The sequence below is a fragment of the Burkholderia semiarida genome, from assembly GCF_029268935.1.
GTDB lineage: Bacteria > Pseudomonadota > Gammaproteobacteria > Burkholderiales > Burkholderiaceae > Burkholderia > Burkholderia semiarida.
In genome coordinates this window covers 1,253,437-1,273,693 of sequence record NZ_JAHLCL010000008.1, presented here as the reverse complement: position 1 = coordinate 1,273,693, position 20,257 = coordinate 1,253,437, and the positions used below count along the sequence as shown (strand labels likewise).

Below are 20,257 nucleotides of genomic sequence, written 5' to 3'. Positions count from 1 at the left end.
GCCTGCGCGTCTCGCGCAGGGCGGCGTCGCGGCTGCCGGGGGAGGTGCGCCGTGGTTTGCCAGACGCTTGCTCGCGCCGTGCTTCGCACCGCGTTGATCGGGGGCGTGTTCGCCGGAATCCTGCCGCCGCCCGCCGCCGTTGCCGGCACGCTCGCGCCGCACGCCGCACCGCCGGCGATGAAGGCGCGGCCGCCCGCCGCACCTTATGCGATGCCGGTCGACTTCCCGGCGATCGTCGAGCGCTACGGCCCGGCGGTCGTGACCGTCATGGCCGCCACCCCCGATCCGCAAACCGGCGGCCCGGCCTTTGCCGCCCTCGATCCCGACGATCCGCTCGCCGCGTTCTTCCGGCATGGCGCGCCGCCGGCCGCGCAGGGGCCGCAGGCACAGGCGCCCGATCCGGCGCCGCGCGCGGTGTCCGGCAGCGGCTCGGGTTTCATCGTCAGCGCCGATGGCCTGATCCTGACGTCCGCCCATGTGGTCGACGAGGCGACCGACGTGACGGTGCGCCTCACCGACCGCCGCGAATTCAAGGCGACGGTGCTGGCCGTCGATCCGCAAAGCGATGTCGCCGTGCTGCACGTCGACGCGACGAAGCTGCCGTTCGTGCGCGTCGGCGATTCGTCGAAAGTCCGCGCGGGCGAGCCGGTGATGACGATCGGCGCGCCGGACGGATCGGGCAACACGGTCACGGCCGGCATCGTCAGCGCGACGTCGCGCCGGTTGCCGGACGGCAGCGCGTTTCCGTTCTTCGAGACCGACATCGCGCCGAATCCGGACAACTCGGGCGGCCCCGTGTTCAATCGCGCGGGCGACGTGATCGGCATCGCGGTGCAGGTCTATACGGGCGCCGACCGCTACGCGAGCACGACGTTCGCCATCCCGATCGCATTCGCGGCCAAGGTGCGCGCCCAGTTGCGCGCGCAACAGCAGGCGCAGATGCAGGCGCAGATGCAGGCGCAGATGCAGGCGCAGCCGGCTCAGGCGCCCGCTCCGGGCGCGCCGCCGTCGGCCAATGCGTTCGGCGTCGACGTGCAGGACGTTGGCGTCGGTCTGGCCGCGGCGTTCGGGCTGCCGCGTCCGGCCGGCGCGCTCGTCAACGGCGTCGCGCCCGGCTCGCCGGCCGCCGCGGCCGGGCTGAAGCCCGGCGACGTGATCGTGAAGATGGGCGACAAGGCCATCGGCCGCTCGGCGGAACTGGACGACCTGGCCGCCGCGCTGCCGCCCGGCGCGAAGGCGCCGCTGCGCGTGATCCGCAACCGTGCGCCGGTGAAGCTGACGATCGTCGGCGCCGACGATGCGGGCGGCGGCCCGGCCGCGACAATCGGCACGGCCGCGCCGAAGGCCGCTGCACGGTTGGGGCCAGCCGCGGGCGAAGCAGGCGACCACGGCGACCGCCTCGGGCTGACGATGCACGCGTTGAGCGATGACGAGCGCCGTTCGACGGGGCTCGCGGTCGGAATGATGGTGGACGCGGTGCACGGCCCGGCCGCGCGCGCGGGCATCCAGCCGGGCGACGTCGTGCTGGCGCTCAACGACACGCTGCTCGAGACGCCGGACGACGTGCCGTCGCTCGAAGCGAACGGCGGCAGCGTGATCGCCGTGCTGATCCAGCGCAACAACGCGCGGAAGTTCGTCTCGGTGCGCACGCGTTAGGGCGTTGACGCGGCTGGCGTGGTCCGCCTAACATCAGCCGATATCGCTGGCGGCTCGCCGCCACGCATTCATGACATTCATGACATTCAGGAGCCATTCGGCATGAAAACGGCTTGCTTGATCGTAGTAGCCCACAGGCGCAGGGCCCGGTAGCGGGATCGCGCCGGTACCCATGCGCCCCCGACTCGTTCGGGGGCTTTTTTTTGCGTTGCGCACGGCCGTGCGGCCCGTGTGCGGGAGGGCATCCGCTTGCCATCGAACCCGTCGACCGCTTCCGCCGCGGCGTCGCCGCGGCACGCCACGCTGATCATGCTGTGCGCGCTGTCGGTCCTGCCGCTGAGCCTGTTCCTGCCGTCGCTGACGGGCGCGCTGCTGACCCCCGCCAACGCGGGCTACCTGCCGCTCGCGATGATGCTGCTGTCGGCGGCGATCGCGCTGGCGGCCGCCGTGTGCGTGCGGGCATTCGACGGACGCGACGCCGCGCGGTGAGCGCGGGTGCGCCCCGGTACCGGCGCGCGGCCGAATGGCGGACAATCCGCCGCATGCCGGGAGATGACGCATGATCGGCGCGCCGCGTGTCCCGGCGAGCGAGAAGGGCGACTGGACGAGGATGCGATGAGCGACTTTTCTGATTTCCAGCGGGACATTGCCGATGCCGCGAGGGCGACCTTCAGGGCGCTGCGGGCGTTGCACCCGGACGAGCATTTCTATGCGTTTGCGTTGTACACCGACAGCGGCGCGATGACGGTGGTGCCGGCCGCCAATTCGGTCGAAGGGCTGCGCCGGATTTGCGCGCGACAGGCGGTCGCGGACGACGATCCGTGGTTCGTGTGGGGCGTGTCCGAGTGGGCGTACGCGGCGGCCGAGGCGTCGCCGTTCAACGCGATCTGCGGCAGGCTGGCCGACGAAGTGCTGAGTCCGCAGTTCGTCCAGTCGCGCTTCACGGAATTTTCCCGACAACTGCACGCCGACATGATCGCGGCATTGCGGCTGCTCGATCGCGACGGCGTGTTCGGCACGGGCGACGCCAGGGCGGCCATCACGCTGTTCGTGTCGATCAGCGACGACGACGCGGCCGAGGCGCTGGAAAACGCGTCGGCGAAAGCGCTGAATCCGCCGGCCGTCGCCGACGCCTTCCTGCGCCGCTACGACTGACCGGCATCGGGATCTCGCGGGGCGGCCCGGGCAGGCCGCCCTGTAAACGGCATTACGGCTTCGCGCCGACCACGAATTCGAAAGTCGCGACGCCGTCGACGCCGCCCGTCACGCGATCGCCCGGCTGCAGCGCGCCGACGCCGGCCGGCGTGCCGGTGAAGATCAGGTCGCCGGCCTTCAGCTCGACCGAGCGCGACACGTACGCGATGACGTCGGGCACGGGCCAGATCATGTCGGCGAGGTCGCCTTGCTGGCGAGTGTCGCCGTTGACCGCGAGCCAGATGCGGCCGGTCGCCGGGTGGCCGGTGGTGGCCGCCGCGCGCAGCGCGGTCACGGGGCCCGACGCGTCAAAACCCTTCGCCCAGTCCCACGGACGGCTCAGCTTCTTCGCGTCGGCCTGCAGGTCGCGGCGCGTGAGGTCGACGCCGACGCCGTAGCCCCACACGTGCGACAGCGCATCGGCCGGGTCGATCGACCGGCCGTCCTTGCCGATCGCGACGACCAGCTCGATTTCGTGATGGAGATCGTTCGTCAGCGGCGGATAGGCGACCGTGCCGCTGGCCGGGACGATCGCGTCGGCGGGCTTCGTGAAGAAGAACGGCGGTTCGCGGTCGGGGTCGGCGCCCATTTCGCGGGCATGGTCGGCATAGTTGCGGCCGACGCAGAAGACGCGGCGCACCGGAAAGCGCGCGGACGATTGTTCGACTTCGACGGAAGGACGCTCGGCGGCGTCGATGACATAGGCGGACATCGGAAGGCCTCGTTCGGTAGGAAGACGGAGGGCCGGCGCACCGGCCGGCATGCGTGCAACGATACCCGACGCGCGTGCGTGCGGATGCGACGCAACTGCGTTTTACCGGGACAAAACTACGCGTCGGCGGCCGGCGGCGTGTCGTCGCCGCCGGGCGGCGCGGCGTTCGCGTCGCGGTACGCCTTCGGCGACACGCCGACCCGCGCGCGGAAACGCCGCGCGAAATACCCTTCATCGCGGAAGCCGACCGAGCGCGCGATGTCCGCGATGCGCCGGCTGGTGTGGGCCAGCAGCGATTGCGCGAGCGCGATCCGGCGCTCGGTCACGAGATCGGTGAAGGTGCTGCCGGTTTCCTTGCGGACCAGGTGCGCGAGGTAGTTCGGGGAGAGAAACGCGGCTTCGGCGGTCGCCGCGAGCGTCAGGTCCTCGCGGGTCAGGTTCGCCCGCACGTGGCGCAGCACGCGAGCCAGCGCGTCGCGCCGGCCGGCGCGCTGGGCGCCGCGCTGCGCGAGCTTGTCGAGCGCGCCCGCGTACTGCGTGCAGACGAGCCCGATCAGTTGCAGCAGGTAGCCGCGCAGCAACGTGGTCGAGCCGAACGTGCGCACGCGATCGGCATCGAGCATGCACAGCGCGAGGCGGCGCGCTTCGTCGTACGTGTCGCCGGTCAGGATGAAATCGAGGTGCTCCTGGAAGCGGAACGGCGTCAGCTCGGGGAAGCGGTGCGCGGGCACGTCCTCGAGATCGAGCGGATCGACGTCGAGATCGGCGCGCAGGAACGCCTGGCTGAAGTTGATCACGATGAAGTGCGCGCCTTCCGGATGCGGAATCAGGTGCTCGCGGTGCGGCAGCACGAACGCGAGCGCGCCGCGCGGAAACGGCCGCGTGACGCCGCCGATGCGCTGCTCGGTGTCGCCGCCGAGGTTGAACTGGATCTGGAAATACGCGTGCCGGTGCGGCTCGGTGATCGCCTGGCGCGACGCCTGGTCGCGGATGTAGAAATCGAGCCGGTCGCTGCGTTCGGGCATCCCGTACAGGCGCGGCGGGGCGGTGGAGGGCATGAAGGATTCTGCTGTTCGTGACGCGGTTGAGCCGCGATGGTACAGCGAACCGGGCGCGACGGGCACGGGCGCTCGCGCGGTCAGCCCGCGACGAGCCGCGCGACCCGGCGCCGCAGTTCGGGCACGACCTCGGCGTCGAACCACGGATGGTGCTTGAACCATGCCTGGTTGCGCGGCGACGGATGCGGCAGCGGCAGGAGAGCAGGGCCGTAGTCGCGCCAGGCCTGCACGGTGTCGGTCAGCGTCGCCTTGCGCGTGTCGCGCAGGAAATGCCGCTGCGCGTACTGGCCGATCAGCAGCGTGAGCCGGATCGACGGCAGTTCGGCCAGCAGCCGGTCGATCCACAGTCGCGCGCATTCGGGGCGCGGCGGGTTGTCGCCGCTCGCGCCGCGGCCCGGGTAGCAGAAGCCCATCGGCACGATCGCGAAGCGTGTCTCGTCGTAGAAGGTGTCGGTGTCGACGCCGAGCCAGTCGCGCAGCCGCTTGCCGCTCGCGTCGTCCCACGGGATGCCGCTCGCATGGACGCGCGCGCCCGGCGCCTGCCCGACGATCAGGATGCGTGCGTCGCGATGGGCGCGCACGACCGGGCGCGGGCCGAGCGGCAGGTCGGCCTCGCATGCACGGCACGCGCGGATTTCGGTGAGCAGCACGTCGAGCGGCGTGCGCGTGGGTTTCGGCATCGATTCGGAGCGGGGACGGAGTAGCAACGCGGTGTCGGCCGCGCGGCACGGGCAGGCAGCGGCCGGACGGCCGGCCCGGCGTGGAGCGGCCCGGGCGGGCGAGCCGCCCGCCTCGTGCGTCCGGCTTCGGACCTCACGCTCGCGACGGGCCTGCCGCGCCTTCGGCGACCGCAGCATCATACAACGCGGTCTGCGCGATCGCCGCGGCGATACGCGCGTCGTCGTGCGAACCGTCGAGCATGCCCCAGCGCCGGTATTGCGACAGGAACCACACGCCTTCGCGCGGATCGGGCCGGTTCACCGTGCCGCCGTCGTGGAAGCGGATCGGCAGCGGCGGCGTGGCGAACGGCCCCGCGCCGTAGTCGCCGAGCAGGCGCGGCGCGATCAGCCGGGCCGGCACGCCGAGCGCGTCGGGCGACGCGAGCCAGTCGGCCGCCTCGCGGCGGTGCGCGGCGCTGTCGAGCCACGCGCATGCATCGACGAGCGTGCGGACCAGTGCGCGCGCGGTGGCCGGATACAGCGCGACGAAGTCGCGCCGGGTCGCGAGCACCTTCTCCGGATGATCGGGCCAGATCTCGCTCGTGACGGCGACGGTGCGGCCCGCGCCGCATGCTTCGGCCACCGCGTGCCACGGCTCGCCCGCGCAGAAGCCGTCGAGCTCGCCGCCCGCGAGCGCCGCGACCATCTCGGGCGGGGGAATCACGACGCTGCGCACGTCGCGCAGCGGATCGATGCCGTGCGACGCGAGCCACGCGTTCAGCCACATCGCATGCGTGCCGGTCGGGAAAGTCTGGGCGAGCAGCGGCTTGCGGCCGAGCGTCGCGAACGCGGTGCGCACGCTGGCGGTTTCGCGGTAAGCGTCGGCGAGGCCGCGCGACAGCGTGATCGCCTGGCCGTTGCGGTTCAGCACCATCAGCGCGGCCATGTCGGCCTGCGGGCCGCCGATGCCGAGCTGCAGCCCGCAGACGAGCCCGTACAGCGCATGCGCGGCGTCGAGCTCGCCGCTGAGCAGCTTGTCGCGCACGGCCGCCCACGACGGCTGGCGACTCAATTCGAGCGTGAGGCCATGGCGCGCGCCGAGGTTCAGGCGCTGCGCGACGATCAGCGGGGCCGCGTCGCTGAGCGCGACGAACCCGAGGCGAAGATGCGCGCGTTCCGGCGCGGCGGGAGGTGAGGTATTCATGGCACTCATGACTGGGGTGACGCGTCGAGTAGTTGTCGCGCGACGTCGACGATGCGCAGGCCCTGATCCATCGCGCGCTTGCGCAGCGCCGCATACGCATCGTGTTCGGACAGCTTGCGCTGGTCCATCAGCACGCGTTTCGCGCGGTCGATCAGCTTGCGCTCCTCGAGTTCGCGCTCGACGTCGGCCAGCCGGCGGCGCAGCGCATCGTCGTGCGAGAAGCGCGCGAGCGCGACTTCCAGAATCGGCGCGAGACGCTCGGCCGACAACCCTTCGACGAGATACGCGCTGACGCCCGCGCCGACCGCCGCGCGGATCAGTTCCTGGTTGGCGTCGTGACTGAACATCAGCACGGGGCGCGGGGCGGTCGCATGCATGACCGCGAGTTGCTCGAGCGTATCGCGCGACGGCGAATCGGTATCGATGATCACGACGTCGGGACGTTGCTCCTCGACGGCCGCCGGCAGGCGCGCGGGCGTCGCGACGTCGTTCAGCATCTCGTAGCCGAGGCGCGCGAGCGCGTCGCCAAGTTCGCCGATCGGCTTGTCGGTATCGGTGACGAGCAGCACGCGCAGGCGGGCGGGCGGGGCGGACGAACTCATGAGGCGGGCAACAGGAGCAGTGACGCGTCGGCGCAAGGGGCGAACGATGCATGCCGGCCGCACGCGCGGCCGGTGCTGAACGGAACGGGGAGCGGCCGAAGCCGCGCGGGGCCGCGCATGTCAGGCGGCCCGTGCCAGCGCCGCGTCGGTCGTCGCTTCGGCGTCCGCGCCCTGCGCGGCCGCTTCGCCGATCGCGCCGCCGACGAGGATCACGGCCGGGCTGCCGAGCCGCGCGGCTTCGATGCCGCGCGCGAGCGCGCCCAACGTGCCGGTCCAGCGGCGCTCGTCGGGCGTGCCGACCCATTGCACGGCCGCCGCCGGCGTCGACGCGGGGAGCGCGGCGAGCAGGCCCGCCGCGATGCGGTCGACGCGGCTCATCCCCATGTAGATCGCGAGCGTGGTGCCGGTCGCCGCGAGCCGTGCCCAGTCGGGTTCGCCGTGGTCCTGGCGGTGCGCGGTGACGAACGTGACGCCCTGGCAGTGCTCGCGGTGCGTGAGCGAGATGCCGAGGCTCGCGGCGGCGGCGAATCCCGACGAGATGCCATTGACGATCTCGACCGGAATCGCGGCCGCGCGCAGCGTCGCGAGTTCTTCGCCGGCGCGCCCGAACAGCAGCGCGTCGCCGCCTTTCACGCGCACCACGTGCGCGCCCCGCAGCGCGTAGCGGCGCATCAGTTTCTCGATGAACGCCTGCGGCGTGGAGCGGCAGCCGCCGCGCTTGCCCACGCGGATCACGCGCGCGTGCGGCGCGAGTTCGACGATGCCGGGCGCGACGAGATCGTCGAGCAGCAGCACGTCGGCGGCGGCCAGCGCCTTGACCGCCTTCAGCGTGAGGAGATCGGGATCGCCGGGCCCGGCGCCCAGCAGCGTGACTTTGCCTGTCGTCATGTCGTGTTCCTGTGCCGCATCGCATTGCTGCGGCGGTCTGATGTCGCGTTGTTGCTCGGCGGCGGCGGGCGGTCGAAACGCACCGGCATCCGGCCGTGCCGTGCACGGAGGGGACGCCGTTGTCCTGACGGGCCCGCCGTGAGCGGCGGGCCGGGTTTGCGGGGACTGCCCACCGGCGCCGTTGCCGGTGTGACGAAGGTTCAGCAATATCCGGGCCAGCCGGCGCGACGATGCGGCCGTTGCGCGGCGCGGCGCACCGTGCGATGGCCGCGGGCATGCACGTGCTCGCTGCGCGCGAGCAGTCCCCATGCCGCATCGGCGTGCATCGTGCCCCGTCGGCGCGCACCGCGTCCCGCACGGCGACAGTGCTGCAGCGCACCACATCTGTGCCTCGGTGCATCGCGACGGAGAGCGCGCCGCGCGCCGCGGTGACGCGCCCGATGCCCGGCGCGCCTTGTGCGGCGGGGCTCGCGGCGCGATTGACGCAGACATGGCACGTCGCTTGCGTAAGCTGGTTCGGGCGGATCAACGGCGATTCGCTTGCAGCACCGAATACCGACGCGCCCGGCAACGGGCTTCATGGGCAACGGCGTCCTACGCATCGGGTCTCGACGAGACCGGTGCGCAGGACGCCGTTTTTCGTTTGGCGGATGACATGACCGACAAAGCTACCCGTATCGATCTCTTCAGCCTCCGCACCGCGCCGATGCGCGCGTTCCACCTGACGTGGATGGCGTTCTTCGTATGCTTCTTCGCGTGGTTCGCGTGCGCGCCGCTGATGCCGCTGATCGCACGCGAATTCCATCTCACGGCGGCGCAAGTCGCCAACATCAACATCGCCGCGGTGGTCGCGACGATCGCCGTGCGGCTGCTGGTCGGCCCGCTGTGCGACCGCTTCGGCCCGCGCCGCGTGTATGCCGGGCTGCTGCTGCTCGGTGCGATTCCCGTGTTCGCCGTGTCGTTCACGCACGATTACCTGTGGTTCCTGATCTGCCGGCTCGGCATCGGTGCGATCGGCGCGGGCTTCGTGATCACGCAGTACCACACGTCGGTGATGTTCGCGCCGAACGTGGTCGGCACAGCGAACGCGACGACGGCCGGCTGGGGCAATGCCGGCGCGGGCGCGACGCAGGCGCTGATGCCGCTGCTGGTCGCCGCCGGCCTGATGCTCGGCTTCGGCGAGGATTCGTCGTGGCGCGTCGCGCTGATCGTGCCGGGCGTGGCGATGCTCGTGATGGCCTGGGCGTACTGGCGCTTCACGCAGGACTGCCCGCAAGGCGATTTCGTCGCGCTGCGCAAGGAAGGCGTGACGGTCGACAGCGGCAAGAAGGGCGGCTGGGCGAGCTTCTTCGCCGCGTGCGGCAACTATCGCGTGTGGATGCTGTTCGTCACGTACGGCGCGTGCTTCGGCGTCGAGGTGTTCATCCACAACATCGCCGCGCTGTACTACGTCGATCACTTCAGCCTGTCGCTGAAGGACGCGGGCCTCGCGGCCGGCATGTTCGGGCTGCTCGCGCTGTTCGCCCGCGCGCTCGGCGGCTGGCTGTCCGACAAGATCGCGGCGCGCCGCAGCCTCGACGTGCGGGCGGCGCTGCTGTGCGCGCTGATCGTCGGCGAAGGGCTCGGGCTGATCTGGTTCTCGCATGCGCAAAGCGTCGGCATCGCACTCGTCGCGATGCTGACCTTCGGCCTCTTCACGCACATGGCCTGCGGCGCGACCTACGCGCTGGTGCCGTTCATCGACCGCAAGGCGCTCGGCGGCGTCGCGGGGATCGTCGGCGCGGGCGGCAACGTCGGCGCGGTGGCTGCGGCTTTCCTGCTGAAGGGCGTCGGCGACGTGCAGCACACGCTGAGCCTGCTCGGCCTCGCCGTCACCGCGACCGCGCTCTGCGCGATGGCCGTGCGCTTCAGCGAAGAACACAAGGCGCGCGAAGCCGAGCTGCGCGATCGCGCGCTAGCCGCCGCCGCCAACGCCGCGAACTGATCGACCGAAGGAACCGTCATCATGAAACTCATCGTCATCGGCCACGGCATGGTCGGCCACAAGCTCCTCGAATGCGTCGCGGCGCAAGCCGGCACGGCGGGCGCGCCGCACGTCACCGTGCTCGGCGAGGAGCCGCGTCCGGCCTACGATCGCGTGCACCTGTCCGAATTCTTCGCGGGCAAGTCGGCGGACGACCTGTCGCTCGTCGAACCCGGCTTCTTCGAGCGCCATCCGCGGTTCGACCTGCGCCTGAACGCGCCAGTCGCGTCGATCGACCGCGCCGCGCATACCGTCACGCTCGCGTCGGGCGAAACGCTCGCGTACGACAAGCTGGTGCTCGCCACCGGCTCGCGTCCGTTCGTGCCGCCGGTGCCGGGCCGCGATCGCGCGGGCTGCTTCGTGTACCGGACGATCGAGGATCTCGAAGCGATGCAGGCGTGCGGCGCGCAGGCCCGGCGCGGCGTCGTGATCGGCGGCGGGCTGCTCGGCCTCGAATGCGCGAAGGCGCTGCGCGACATGGGGCTCGACACGCACGTGGTCGAATTCGCGCCGCGGCTGATGGCCGTGCAGGTCGACGACGGCGGCGGCCGGATGCTGCGTGCGAAGATCGAGGCGCTCGGCGTGACCGTGCATACCGGCAAGAACACGCTCGAGATCGTCGACGGCGACGAAGGCGCGCACCGGATGGTGTTCGCCGACGGCTCGCATCTCGACACCGACATGATCGTGTTCTCGGCCGGCATCCGGCCGCGCGACGAACTGGCCCGCGCATGCGGGCTCGAGATCGGCCCGCGCGGCGGCGTCGCGATCGACGACGCGTGCCGCACGAGCGACGCCGACATCTACGCGATCGGCGAATGCGCGGCGTGGAACGGCACGGTGTACGGCCTCGTCGCGCCCGGCTACGACATGGCGCGCGTGGTCGCGAAACAGCTCGCGGGCGACGCCGCCGAAGCGGCGGACGCCGCGTTCGCCGGCGCCGACATGAGCACGAAGCTGAAGCTGATGGGCGTCGACGTCGCGAGCATCGGCGACGCGCACGGCACGACGGCCGGCAGCCGCACCTACCAGTACGCGGACGAGCGCCGCCAGGTCTACAAGAAGCTCGTGGTGTCCGACTGCGGCAAGTTCCTGCACGGCGCGGTGATGGTCGGCGACGCGGCCGAGTACGGCACGCTGCTGCAGATGATGCTGAACCGCATCGAGTTGCCCGAGTCGCCGGAATTCCTGATCCTGCCGTCGTCGGACGGCGCGGCGAAGCCGGCACTCGGCGTCGACGCGCTGCCGGAAGGCGCGCAGATCTGCTCGTGCAACAACGTGTCGAAGTCGCAGATCTGCGCGGCCGTGGCCGACGGCGCGACGAGCCTCGGCGCGCTGAAGACATGCACGGGCGCCGGCACGTCGTGCGGCGGCTGCGTGCCGCTCGTCACGCAGATCATGAAGGCCGAGATGAAGAAGCAGGGCCTCGCGGTCAACAACCATCTGTGCGAGCACTTCCCGTATTCGCGGCAGGAGCTGTTCCACCTGATCCGCGTCGAGCGCATCACGACGTTCGACGCACTGCTCGCCAGGCACGGCCGCGGGCTCGGCTGCGACGTGTGCAAGCCGGCCGTCGCGGGCATCCTGGCGTCGTGCTTCAACGAGTTCGTGCTGAAGAAGGAGCACGCGGGCCTGCAGGATTCGAACGACTACTACCTCGCGAACATCCAGCGCGACGGTACGTACTCGGTCGTGCCGCGCATGCCGGGCGGCGAGGTCACGCCGGAAGGGCTGATCGCGGTCGGCCAGGTCGCGAAAAAATACGGCCTGTACACGAAGATCACGGGCGGCCAGCGCGTCGACCTGTTCGGTGCGCGCGTCGAGCAGTTGCCGTCGATCTGGGAGGAACTGATCGCGGCCGGCTTCGAATCGGGGCACGCGTACGGCAAGGCGCTGCGCACCGTGAAGTCGTGCGTCGGGTCGACGTGGTGCCGCTACGGCGTCGACGATTCGGTCGGCCTCGCGATCGACCTGGAGAATCGCTACAAGGGGCTGCGCGCGCCGCACAAGATCAAGTTCGGCGTGTCCGGCTGCACGCGCGAGTGCGCGGAAGCGCAGGGCAAGGACGTCGGCATCATCGCGACCGAGAAGGGCTGGAACCTGTACGTGTGCGGCAACGGCGGAATGAAGCCGCGCCACGCGGAACTGCTCGCGTCCGACCTCGATCGCGCGACGCTGATCCGCTACATCGACCGCTTCCTGATGTTCTACGTGCGCACGGCCGACCGTCTGCAGCGCACCAGCGTGTGGCGCGACAACCTCGAAGGCGGCCTCGACTACCTGATCGACGTCGTCGTGCACGACAAGCTCGCGATCGCGGCCGAGCTCGAGGCCGACATGCAGCACGTGGTCGACACCTACGAGTGCGAATGGAAGCGGGCCGTCATCGATCCGGACACGCGCAAGCGCTTCCGCCACTTCGTGAACAGCGACGCGCCGGACACGACGATCGAATTCGTCGAGACGCGCGGCCAGATCCGGCCCGCGACGCCCGCCGAGCGCGCGGGCGGCAAGCCCGTGGCGATTCCGGTCGTCGCCGAGCCGGCGACCGTCTGACCCCGACCGACATCCGTAACCGAGCAAGGAGCCCATCATGAACGACCGTCTTCCGCTGTCCTGGACCCGCGTGTGTCCGCTCGACGACATCGTGCCGAACACCGGCGTGTGCGCGCTCGTCAACGGCGAGCAGGTCGCGGTGTTTCACGTCGCGCATCCCGACGGCGGCGTGTTCGCGATCGACAACGTCGATCCCGTGTCGCAGGCCGCCGTGATGTCGCGCGGGCTGATCGGCAGCCTCGGCGAACGCGTCGTGGTCGCGTCGCCGCTGTACAAGCAGCACTTCGACCTGCGTACCGGCGAATGCCTGGAAGCGCCCGAGCAGTCGGTGAGCGCGTATCCGTCGCGGGTCGAGGACGGTTTCGTGTGGGTCGCGGCCTGAGCCCGCCGGAGCACGCATGACCGCCACCCCCGTCAAGAGCGTGTGCCCGTACTGCGGCGTCGGCTGCGGGATGGTGCTGCACGTCGAGGACGGCGAAGTCGTCAAGGTATCCGGCGACGCCGACCATCCGACCAACTTCGGGCGGCTGTGCACGAAGGGTTCGTCGGCGCACGTCGCGCTGCGCCGTTCGGGCCGGCTCGACCGTGCGTTCGTGCGCCGCGCGCGCGAGGACGACCTCGTGCCGCTGCCGGCGCGCGACGCGATCGCCGAGACCGCGCGGCGGCTGCGCGCGGTGCTCGACGCGCACGGGCCCGATGCGCTGTCGTTCTACGTGTCGGGGCAGATGTCGATCGAGGCGCAGTATCTCGTCAACAAGCTCGCGAAGGGCTTCGTCGGCACCAACAACATCGAGTCGAACTCGCGCCTGTGCATGGCGAGCGCGAGCACCGGCTACAAGCAGTCGCTCGGCGCGGACGGCCCGCCCGGGTCGTACGACGATTTCGATCGCGCGAACCTGTTCTTCGTGATCGGCGCGAACATGGCCGACTGTCACCCGATCCTGTTCCTGCGGATGATGGATCGCGTGAAGGCCGGCGCGAAGCTCGTCGTCGTCGATCCGCGCCGCACCGGCACGGCCGACAAGGCCGACCTGTTCCTGCAGATCCGGCCCGGCACCGATCTCGCGCTGATCAACGGGCTCTTGCACCTGCTGCATGCGAACGGGCGCACCGATGCCGCGTTCATCGACGCATACACCGAAGGCTGGGACGCGATGCCCGCGTTCCTCGCCGACTACACGCCCGAGCGCGTCGCCGCCATCACGGGGCTTGCCGAGGCCGACATCCGCACGGCCGCGCAATGGATCGGCGACGCGCAGGAATGGATGAGCTGCTGGACGATGGGGCTCAACCAGAGCACGCACGGCGTGTGGAACACCAACGCGATCTGCAACCTGCATCTCGCGACCGGCAAGATCTGCCGCCCGGGCAGCGGGCCGTTCTCGCTGACCGGCCAGCCGAACGCGATGGGCGGGCGCGAGATGGGCTACATGGGCCCGGGGCTGCCGGGCCAGCGCTCGGTGGCGTCCGACGACGACCGCCGCTTCGTCGAGAACCTGTGGCGCGTGCCGGCCGGCACGCTGCGCAAGGACACGGGCAACGGTACGGTCGACCTGTTCGAGCGGATGGCGGCCGGCGACATCAAGGCGTGCTGGATCGTCTGCACGAACCCGGTCGCGACCGTGCCGAACCGGCGCAACGTAATCGCCGGGCTGCAAGCCGCGGAGCTCGTGATCGCGCAGGACGCGTTCCTCGATACCGAGACCAACCGCTACGCGGACATCCTGCTGCCCGGCGCGCTATGGGCCGAGGGTGACGGCGTGATGATCAACTCCGAGCGCAACATGACGCTGATGCGCGCGGCGGTCGCGCCGCCCGGCGATGCGCTGCCGGACTGGCGCATCGTCGCGGAAGTCGCGCGCGCGATGGGCTTTGGCGACGCGTTCGACTATGCGTCTGCGGCGGACGTGTTCGACGAGATCGTGCGTTTCTCGAATCCGGCGACCGGCTACGACCTGCGCGGCGCGAGCCATGCGGCGCTGCGCGACGGGCCCGTGCAATGGCCGGTCGCGCCGGGCACCGCGCGCGAGCGGCACCCGATCCGTTACCTGAACGACGGCGTGAGCCAGACGCCGCGCGCGGCGGCCGACGGCCGCGCCGCGCCGCGCCTCGCGTTCCCGACGCCGTCGGGCAAGGCGCGCTTTTTCGCGCGACCGCACGTCGATCCGGCCGAACTGCCCGACGGCACGTTCCCGATCGTGCTGAACACCGGGCGATTGCAGCATCAGTGGCACACGATGACGAAGACGGGCAAGGTCGCGATGCTGAACAAGCTCAACCCGCGTCCATTCGTCGAACTGCACCCGGACGATGCGCGCGCGCTCGGCATCGCCGCGAAGGACAGCGTCGAGATCCGTTCGGCGCGCGGCCGCGCGGTGTTGCCGGCCGTCGTGACCGAGCGCGTGCGGCGCGGCAACTGCTTCGCGCCGATGCACTGGAACGACGTGTACGGCGACGACCTGTGCATCAACGCGGTGACGAACGACGCGATCGACCCGGAATCGCAGCAACCCGAACTGAAATACTGCGCGGTCGCGCTCACGCGCGTCGACACGGACGCGTTCGCGTCGGCCGACGACGACACGGCGCGCGTCGACGCAGGCGCGGACGATGCACCGCCCGCGCCTGCGATCTCGCCGATCGCGGCTTCACAGGAATTCGACATGGCAGACATCGACACTTTCGCGGCCGCGCTCGGCGTCGCCGATCTCGCGCCGCCGCCGCTGACCGACGCCGAGCGGCTGTACGTGGCCGGCCTCGTCGGCGGGCTGAAGGCGAGCGTCGGCCGGCGCGACGGCGGCGTGCCCGTGCTGCCGGCCGGCGCGCCGTTGACGCCGCCCGTGCGGTTCTGGCTCGACGGGATGCTCGCCGGCCTGTTCAGCCGCGCGCTGCCTGCCGGCGCGCAGAGCGCGGCGGCGCCCGCGCTGCCGGCCGACGCCGCCGCGGCCGGCGGCGTGCGCATCGTGCGCCCGCGCCCGAAGGTCACGTTGTTGTGGGCGTCGCAGACCGGCAACATCGAATCGCTGACCGAGGATTACGCGACGAAGCTGATGAACGCCGGCTTCGAGATCCGCACGGCGTGCATGTCCGACTATCCGGTCGCGTCGCTCGCCGGTGCGCAATACGTGCTGCTGATGACGAGCACGTTCGGCGACGGCGATGCGCCCGACAACGGCAGCGAATTCTGGGACGCGTTGCAGGCCGGCGGCGCCGCTCGCCTCGACGGCGTGCATTTCGCGGTGCTCGCGTTCGGCGACCGCAACTACGACCAGTTCTGCGGCCACGGCCGCCGGCTCGACGCGCGCCTCGCGGAACTCGGCGCGGCGCGCCTGTGCGCGCGGGTCGATTGCGACGTCGAATTCCAGCACGATGCCGATCAGTGGCTCGAACGCGTCGTCGCGCGCATCAAGGAGGCCGATGCCGCGCTGCACGCGGTGCCGTCCGGCGGGATGAGTCCGTCGGGGCTGGTGCCGACGAAGGCGCATCCGGCGCCGTCGAAGCTCGTCGCGAACCTGCGGCTGAACCGTCCGGGCGCCGCGAAGGACACGCGCTACGTATCGCTGTCGACCCAGGGCGCGAATCTGGAATACGAAACCGGCGACGCGCTCGGCGTATGGCCGACCAACTGCCCCGAACTGGTCGACGAACTGCTGTCCGTCACCGCGCTGAAGGCCGATGCGCCGGTGTCGGTGCCGGGCGTCGGCGACATCCGGCTCGGCGATGCACTCGCGCGCCACTTCGACATCACGCGCCCGCATCCGGACACGCTGGCCTTCATCGCGTCGCGCACCGCGAACGGCGCGCTGAAGTCGCTGCTCGGTGACGATCGCAAGAGCGACCTGAAGCAATGGTTGTGGGGGCAACAGCTTGCGGACGTGCTGCACGAATACCCGATCGAACTGTCGGGCGCGGAGCTGGCCGGCATGCTCAAGCGCATGCAGCCGCGCCTCTATTCGATCGCGTCGAGCCCGAGCGCGCACGCGGGCGAGATTCACCTGACCGTGTCGGCCGTGCGCTATCACAACGGCCGCCGCGCGCGCAAAGGCGTCGCGTCGACGTTCCTCGCCGATCGCGCGGACGACGGCCGCGTGCCCGTGTTCGTGCAGAAGTCCGCGCACTTCCGGCCTCCGGTGAACGGCGACGTGCCGATCGTGATGGTCGGCCCGGGCACCGGCGTCGCGCCGTTCCGCGGCTTCCTGCACGAGCGGCGGGCGCGCGGCGCACGCGGGCGCAACTGGCTGTTCTTCGGCGAGCAGCACGCGCGGACCGACTTCTATTACGGCGACGAGCTCAGCGAGATGCATGAAAGCGGCTTCCTGACGCGGCTCGATCTCGCGTTCTCGCGCGACCAGGCCGACAAGGTCTACGTGCAGGACCGGATGCGCGAGCAGGGCGCCGAGCTGTTCGCATGGCTGGAGGAAGGCGCGCACTTCTACGTGTGCGGCGACGCCGCGCGCATGGCCAAGGACGTCGATACGGCGCTGAAGGCGATCGTCGCCGAGCATGGCGGCATGTCGGACGAAGCCGCGAACGATTACGTCGCGCGGCTTTCGAAGGCGCGGCGCTACATGCGCGACGTGTACTGAATCGCGCGAGCGGCGGGCGGGAGGGCCGCCGCTTCTCCGGCGGCTTACTGCCGCCGCTCCCACGCACGCGCCTGCTCGGCGCGCACGAACGCTTCCGACGCCGCCGGCAGCAGGTTGCGGAACGCGCCGCCGTCGCCGTCGATCACGTCGACCATCTTCGCGATCATTTCCTCCGGGTCGTGCTGTTCGAGCGGGAACGTCAGCCGCGCGGGCGTCACGGTATGCGCGGCCGGATCGTGCCAGCGACGTATCGTTTCCATCATCCGGTCGTTGAAGCCGGTGCGGTACGGGCCGGGGTTCACGACCGCGACCTGGATTCCGTGCGGCGCGAGTTCCGCATGCATCGCCTCGGCCACGGATTCGACAGCGTGCTTCGACGCGCAATACGCGCCGGTGAACGGCCCCGTGATCAGCCCGGCGATCGACGACACGAACACGATCTTGCCGTGTTTGCGCGCGAGCATCCCGCGTGCGATCTGCTGCGTGAGTTCGAGCGGCCCGAACACGTTGACGTCGAACAACTCGCGAACGATCTCGACCGGCAGGTCGACTAGCGCGCCGGCTTCGCCCACCCCCGCGTTGTTCACGAGCACGTCGATGTCGAATTCGGCGGCGCGGGCGCGATCGTAGGCCGACGTGACGTCCAGCTTCACCGCGCGCAACGCGGTGCCGCGCTGCGCGGCATCGTCCGCCAGTGCGTCGAGCTCGACGGCCGTGCGTACGCCGGCCGTCACGTCGTGGCCGCGCGCGGCGAGCCGCAGCGCGACTTCGCGGCCGAAGCCCGAACCTGCGCCGGTGATGAGGATGCGTTTCTGTGCCATCTGCTTACCTTGTGGTGTGAAGGGTTGCCTGAAAAAGGTCGCGGCAGTGCCGCGCGATCGCGGTGTCTTCGTCGACGCTGCCGCCCGAGACGCCGATCGCGCCGACGCAGCGCCCGTCGCCGTCGACGAGCGGTTCGCCGCCGCCGAACGTGACGAGCCCGCCGTGGCTGTGCTCGATGCCGCGCAGCGGGCCGTCGCCCGACATCGCGCCGAGCGCGCCGGTCGACGCGCGAAAGCGCACCGCCGTCAGCGCCTTGCGCTGCGCGAGATCGATCGCGCCGAGAAAACAGCCGTCGGTGCGCACGAACGCGAGCAGGTTCGCGCCGGCATCGACGATGGCGATCGCGACGCCAGCCATCTGTAGCGATGCGGCATGCGCGAGCGCCGCGTCGATCGTGCGGCGGGCGACGGCGAGCGGCAGTGCGGCGGTGAGCGGGTTCATGCGAGGGGCTCCGATAAGACGACAGGGCCAGTGTAGGCAGTTGCGGTATATGGGAGAATCCGCATTCCGCTGGAAGCAGTTTCAAGTTTTTTTAATGATGGGGCAGGCGATGAGCAGACGCGATCCGATGGCCGGGCTGCACGTGTTCATGACCGTCGCGACGGCCGGCAACTTCACGCGCGCCGCCGCCGCGCTGGGTCTGACGCCGGCCGCCGTCAGCCTCGCGATCGGGCAGCTCGAGGGCGAGTTGAACGTGAAGCTGTTCAACCGCAGCACGCGCGGCGTGAGTCTCACGGAAGCCGGCCAGCGCTACTGGCGGCAGACCGAACCCGCGTACCGGCAGGTCATGCAGGCACGCGACGAACTGAAGGATGCGCGCAGCGAGCCGAACGGGCTGCTGCGCGTGACCGCGCTGCCGCTCGCGCGCTTGCTCGTGATCGCGCCGGTGCTCGCGACGTTCCGCGAGCGCTATCCGAAAGTCCGGCTCGAAATTCGCTACGAGAACGAACTCGTCGACATCGCGAAGGACGGCTTCGATGCGGGAATCCGCCTGGCCGACCGGCTACAGCCGGGCATGATCGGCGTGCGGATCGCGCCTGCGCTGACGTGTGCGCTGGTCGCGTCGCCGGCCTATCTTGCCCGGCACGGCACGCCCGAGTCGATCGCCGCGCTCGCGCGGCATGCGTGCATCCGTTTCCGGTTTTCGGAAAGCGGACGCCTGCACAAATGGCTGCTGCGCGACGGGCGGCACGACGTCGATCTCGATCCGGACGGCGTGTTCGTGACGAACGACGACGATGCGGTGATCGACGCGGCGCGCGCCGGAGTCGGCATCGCGTTCGCGTTCGTGCGCGAGCGGATCGAGCAGGACCTGCGCGACGGCACGCTGGTCGAGGTGCTGCCCGGTGCGTGCCGGACGCTGCCGCCGATGTGGCTGTATTACGTGAACCGCAAGCACGTGCCGGCCAAGCTGCGCGCGTTCATCGACGTGCTGCGCGAGCGTGAAGGCGCGGGCGCGGTGTAAGCGCAGCGCCCGTTCGCTGCAGCAATGGATCCGGCGGCGCATGATGGCGGCTCCAGCCACGAAGCCATGGAGTCGCGCGATGACCATATTTCCGCATTTTCCGATTCGAACGCTCGTGATTGCCGCAGCGTTGGCGGCCGCCACGATTTCCAGCGCACCGGCCATTGGCCAGACGTCGACGGTGCCGGCAGGCTCGGCGGTCGCGACGCCCGACAATGCGGTGCTGCTGACGGTGTTCCTGAAACACGACCAATCCCGCCCGCTTGCCGAGTTGAATGCGCAACTCGCGAAGCAGGGGTTCTACAAGGCATTCCCGCCGCCGGGCGTCGAGGTGGTGAGCTGGACGGTCACGATGGGCATCGGGCAGATCGTCGTGCTGCGGCTGCCGGCGTCGCGGCTGCGCGAGGTCAATCGCGTGCTCGAGGACACGGCCTGGGGCGCGTACCGGACGGAGTTCTACCCGACCTACGATTACAAGGCGATCGGGTTGGGCGAGCATGAGCGGGCGAAATAGCGTACGGGAGCGTAGTTCCGCACCGACGGTGCGCCGCGCGGGCGCACCGGATCGACTCGTTCCCATTCCGAAACGCGCGGCGCCGTCGCGTTTTCGTCCTCACTGTCCGCGCTTGGCGCGGCAGATTTCTCCGAAATGGATCACAACGCGTTCATCCGATGAAAAAACCGCCCCGGTTCCCGGTATGATGCGCACCTGCGTTCGTGGAGCGCCGTATTTCTATGCGGTTTTGATGCGCAAGACATCACAAATTCGCACAAAGCGAACATGAAAGATTTTGTAATATAAGTTCCGTATACTCGTAAATTCTGGTTTCGG

At 70.3% G+C, this 20,257-nt stretch carries 17 protein-coding genes; 9 read left to right on the top strand and 8 right to left on the bottom strand.

What is annotated here, in order from left to right; translation table 11 throughout:
* Window positions 1-51: 51 nt before the first annotated feature.
* The 3 genes from KPB06_RS28980 to KPB06_RS28970 all read left to right on the top strand — a co-directional run bounded on the left by KPB06_RS28980 (window position 52) and on the right by KPB06_RS28970 (window position 2,811).
* Window positions 52-1,656, top strand: a complete 1,605-nt coding sequence (locus KPB06_RS28980) for a trypsin-like peptidase domain-containing protein (RefSeq protein WP_059585039.1) — start codon at window positions 52-54, stop codon at window positions 1,654-1,656.
* A 249-nt stretch (window positions 1,657-1,905) separates the two neighbouring features.
* On the top strand, window positions 1,906-2,145 hold the full coding sequence (locus tag KPB06_RS34590; RefSeq protein ID WP_089465788.1) for a hypothetical protein: 240 nt from the start codon (window positions 1,906-1,908) through the stop codon (window positions 2,143-2,145).
* Between the two features lie 126 nt (window positions 2,146-2,271).
* Complete coding sequence (locus KPB06_RS28970; protein WP_059585135.1) at window positions 2,272-2,811, top strand: DUF4303 domain-containing protein; 540 nt, start codon at window positions 2,272-2,274, stop codon at window positions 2,809-2,811.
* A 52-nt stretch (window positions 2,812-2,863) separates the two neighbouring features.
* Here the strand turns inward: KPB06_RS28970 and KPB06_RS28965 are convergent, their stop codons facing one another.
* The 6 genes from KPB06_RS28965 to cobA form a co-directional block, all read right to left on the bottom strand.
* On the bottom strand, window positions 2,864-3,562 hold the full coding sequence (locus KPB06_RS28965) for a fumarylacetoacetate hydrolase family protein (protein ID WP_059585041.1): 699 nt from the start codon (window positions 3,560-3,562) through the stop codon (window positions 2,864-2,866).
* 116 nt (window positions 3,563-3,678) lie between these two features.
* Complete coding sequence (locus tag KPB06_RS28960; protein ID WP_059585042.1) at window positions 3,679-4,620, bottom strand: helix-turn-helix transcriptional regulator; 942 nt, start codon at window positions 4,618-4,620, stop codon at window positions 3,679-3,681.
* An 80-nt stretch (window positions 4,621-4,700) separates the two neighbouring features.
* Entirely contained in the window at window positions 4,701-5,300 is a 600-nt protein-coding gene (locus KPB06_RS28955; protein WP_059585043.1) for a uracil-DNA glycosylase family protein, read from the bottom strand.
* A 133-nt stretch (window positions 5,301-5,433) separates the two neighbouring features.
* On the bottom strand, window positions 5,434-6,483 hold the full coding sequence (locus tag KPB06_RS28950) for a CmpA/NrtA family ABC transporter substrate-binding protein (RefSeq protein ID WP_059585044.1): 1,050 nt from the start codon (window positions 6,481-6,483) through the stop codon (window positions 5,434-5,436).
* Window positions 6,484-6,488: 5 nt separating this feature from the next.
* The gene (locus KPB06_RS28945; protein WP_059585045.1) at window positions 6,489-7,085 is read right to left on the bottom strand and encodes an ANTAR domain-containing response regulator; all 597 of its coding nucleotides are present in this window, start codon (window positions 7,083-7,085) and stop codon (window positions 6,489-6,491) included.
* 120 nt (window positions 7,086-7,205) lie between these two features.
* Window positions 7,206-7,973: a uroporphyrinogen-III C-methyltransferase gene (gene cobA, locus KPB06_RS28940; protein WP_059585046.1), complete on the bottom strand. Its 768-nt coding sequence runs from the start codon at window positions 7,971-7,973 to the stop codon at window positions 7,206-7,208.
* Window positions 7,974-8,628: 655 nt separating this feature from the next.
* Here cobA and KPB06_RS28935 point away from each other — a divergent pair.
* Genes KPB06_RS28935 through KPB06_RS28920 form a run of 4 tightly spaced genes read left to right on the top strand, consistent with a single transcriptional unit; the run spans window position 8,629 to window position 17,138 of the window.
* On the top strand, window positions 8,629-9,957 hold the full coding sequence (locus KPB06_RS28935) for an MFS transporter (RefSeq protein WP_275905807.1): 1,329 nt from the start codon (window positions 8,629-8,631) through the stop codon (window positions 9,955-9,957).
* Window positions 9,958-9,978: 21 nt separating this feature from the next.
* Window positions 9,979-12,552: a nitrite reductase large subunit NirB gene (nirB, locus tag KPB06_RS28930; RefSeq protein WP_275905808.1), complete on the top strand. Its 2,574-nt coding sequence runs from the start codon at window positions 9,979-9,981 to the stop codon at window positions 12,550-12,552.
* A 37-nt stretch (window positions 12,553-12,589) separates the two neighbouring features.
* Window positions 12,590-12,934: a nitrite reductase small subunit NirD gene (gene nirD, locus KPB06_RS28925; RefSeq protein ID WP_059585049.1), complete on the top strand. Its 345-nt coding sequence runs from the start codon at window positions 12,590-12,592 to the stop codon at window positions 12,932-12,934.
* Window positions 12,935-12,950: 16 nt separating this feature from the next.
* Entirely contained in the window at window positions 12,951-17,138 is a 4,188-nt protein-coding gene (locus KPB06_RS28920) for a bifunctional nitrate reductase/sulfite reductase flavoprotein subunit alpha (RefSeq protein WP_275905809.1), read from the top strand.
* 44 nt (window positions 17,139-17,182) lie between these two features.
* Here KPB06_RS28920 and KPB06_RS28915 read toward each other — a convergent pair whose 3' ends face one another.
* Window positions 17,183-17,959 carry an SDR family oxidoreductase gene (locus tag KPB06_RS28915; RefSeq protein WP_275905810.1) on the bottom strand — a complete coding sequence of 259 codons (777 nt, stop codon included), beginning with the start codon at window positions 17,957-17,959 and terminating at the stop codon, window positions 17,183-17,185.
* Between the two features lie 4 nt (window positions 17,960-17,963).
* Window positions 17,964-18,401 (bottom strand): GlcG/HbpS family heme-binding protein, encoded by a 438-nt coding sequence (locus KPB06_RS28910; RefSeq protein WP_060310878.1) that lies wholly within the window; start codon window positions 18,399-18,401, stop codon window positions 17,964-17,966.
* Window positions 18,402-18,510: 109 nt separating this feature from the next.
* On the opposite strand from KPB06_RS28910, the gene KPB06_RS28905 reads away from it, so the two are divergent.
* The gene (locus tag KPB06_RS28905) at window positions 18,511-19,425 is read left to right on the top strand and encodes a LysR family transcriptional regulator (RefSeq protein ID WP_275905811.1); all 915 of its coding nucleotides are present in this window, start codon (window positions 18,511-18,513) and stop codon (window positions 19,423-19,425) included.
* A 79-nt stretch (window positions 19,426-19,504) separates the two neighbouring features.
* Window positions 19,505-19,939: a hypothetical protein gene (locus KPB06_RS28900; RefSeq protein ID WP_226290163.1), complete on the top strand. Its 435-nt coding sequence runs from the start codon at window positions 19,505-19,507 to the stop codon at window positions 19,937-19,939.
* Window positions 19,940-20,257: the final 318 nt, after the last annotated feature.

Coding starts and splice junctions, on each gene's coding strand:
- KPB06_RS28970 (WP_059585135.1), top strand. CDS start 2,272: ATGAGCGACTTTTCTGATTTCCAGCGGGACATTGCCGATGCCGCGAGG.
- KPB06_RS28965 (WP_059585041.1), bottom strand. CDS start 3,562: ATGTCCGCCTATGTCATCGACGCCGCCGAGCGTCCTTCCGTCGAAGTC.
- KPB06_RS28960 (WP_059585042.1), bottom strand. CDS start 4,620: ATGCCCTCCACCGCCCCGCCGCGCCTGTACGGGATGCCCGAACGCAGC.
- KPB06_RS28955 (WP_059585043.1), bottom strand. CDS start 5,300: ATGCCGAAACCCACGCGCACGCCGCTCGACGTGCTGCTCACCGAAATC.
- KPB06_RS28950 (WP_059585044.1), bottom strand. CDS start 6,483: ATGAATACCTCACCTCCCGCCGCGCCGGAACGCGCGCATCTTCGCCTC.
- KPB06_RS28945 (WP_059585045.1), bottom strand. CDS start 7,085: ATGAGTTCGTCCGCCCCGCCCGCCCGCCTGCGCGTGCTGCTCGTCACC.
- cobA (WP_059585046.1), bottom strand. CDS start 7,973: ATGACGACAGGCAAAGTCACGCTGCTGGGCGCCGGGCCCGGCGATCCC.
- KPB06_RS28935 (WP_275905807.1), top strand. CDS start 8,629: ATGACCGACAAAGCTACCCGTATCGATCTCTTCAGCCTCCGCACCGCG.
- nirB (WP_275905808.1), top strand. CDS start 9,979: ATGAAACTCATCGTCATCGGCCACGGCATGGTCGGCCACAAGCTCCTC.
- nirD (WP_059585049.1), top strand. CDS start 12,590: ATGAACGACCGTCTTCCGCTGTCCTGGACCCGCGTGTGTCCGCTCGAC.
- KPB06_RS28920 (WP_275905809.1), top strand. CDS start 12,951: ATGACCGCCACCCCCGTCAAGAGCGTGTGCCCGTACTGCGGCGTCGGC.
- KPB06_RS28915 (WP_275905810.1), bottom strand. CDS start 17,959: ATGGCACAGAAACGCATCCTCATCACCGGCGCAGGTTCGGGCTTCGGC.
- KPB06_RS28910 (WP_060310878.1), bottom strand. CDS start 18,401: ATGAACCCGCTCACCGCCGCACTGCCGCTCGCCGTCGCCCGCCGCACG.
- KPB06_RS28905 (WP_275905811.1), top strand. CDS start 18,511: ATGAGCAGACGCGATCCGATGGCCGGGCTGCACGTGTTCATGACCGTC.
- KPB06_RS28900 (WP_226290163.1), top strand. CDS start 19,505: ATGACCATATTTCCGCATTTTCCGATTCGAACGCTCGTGATTGCCGCA.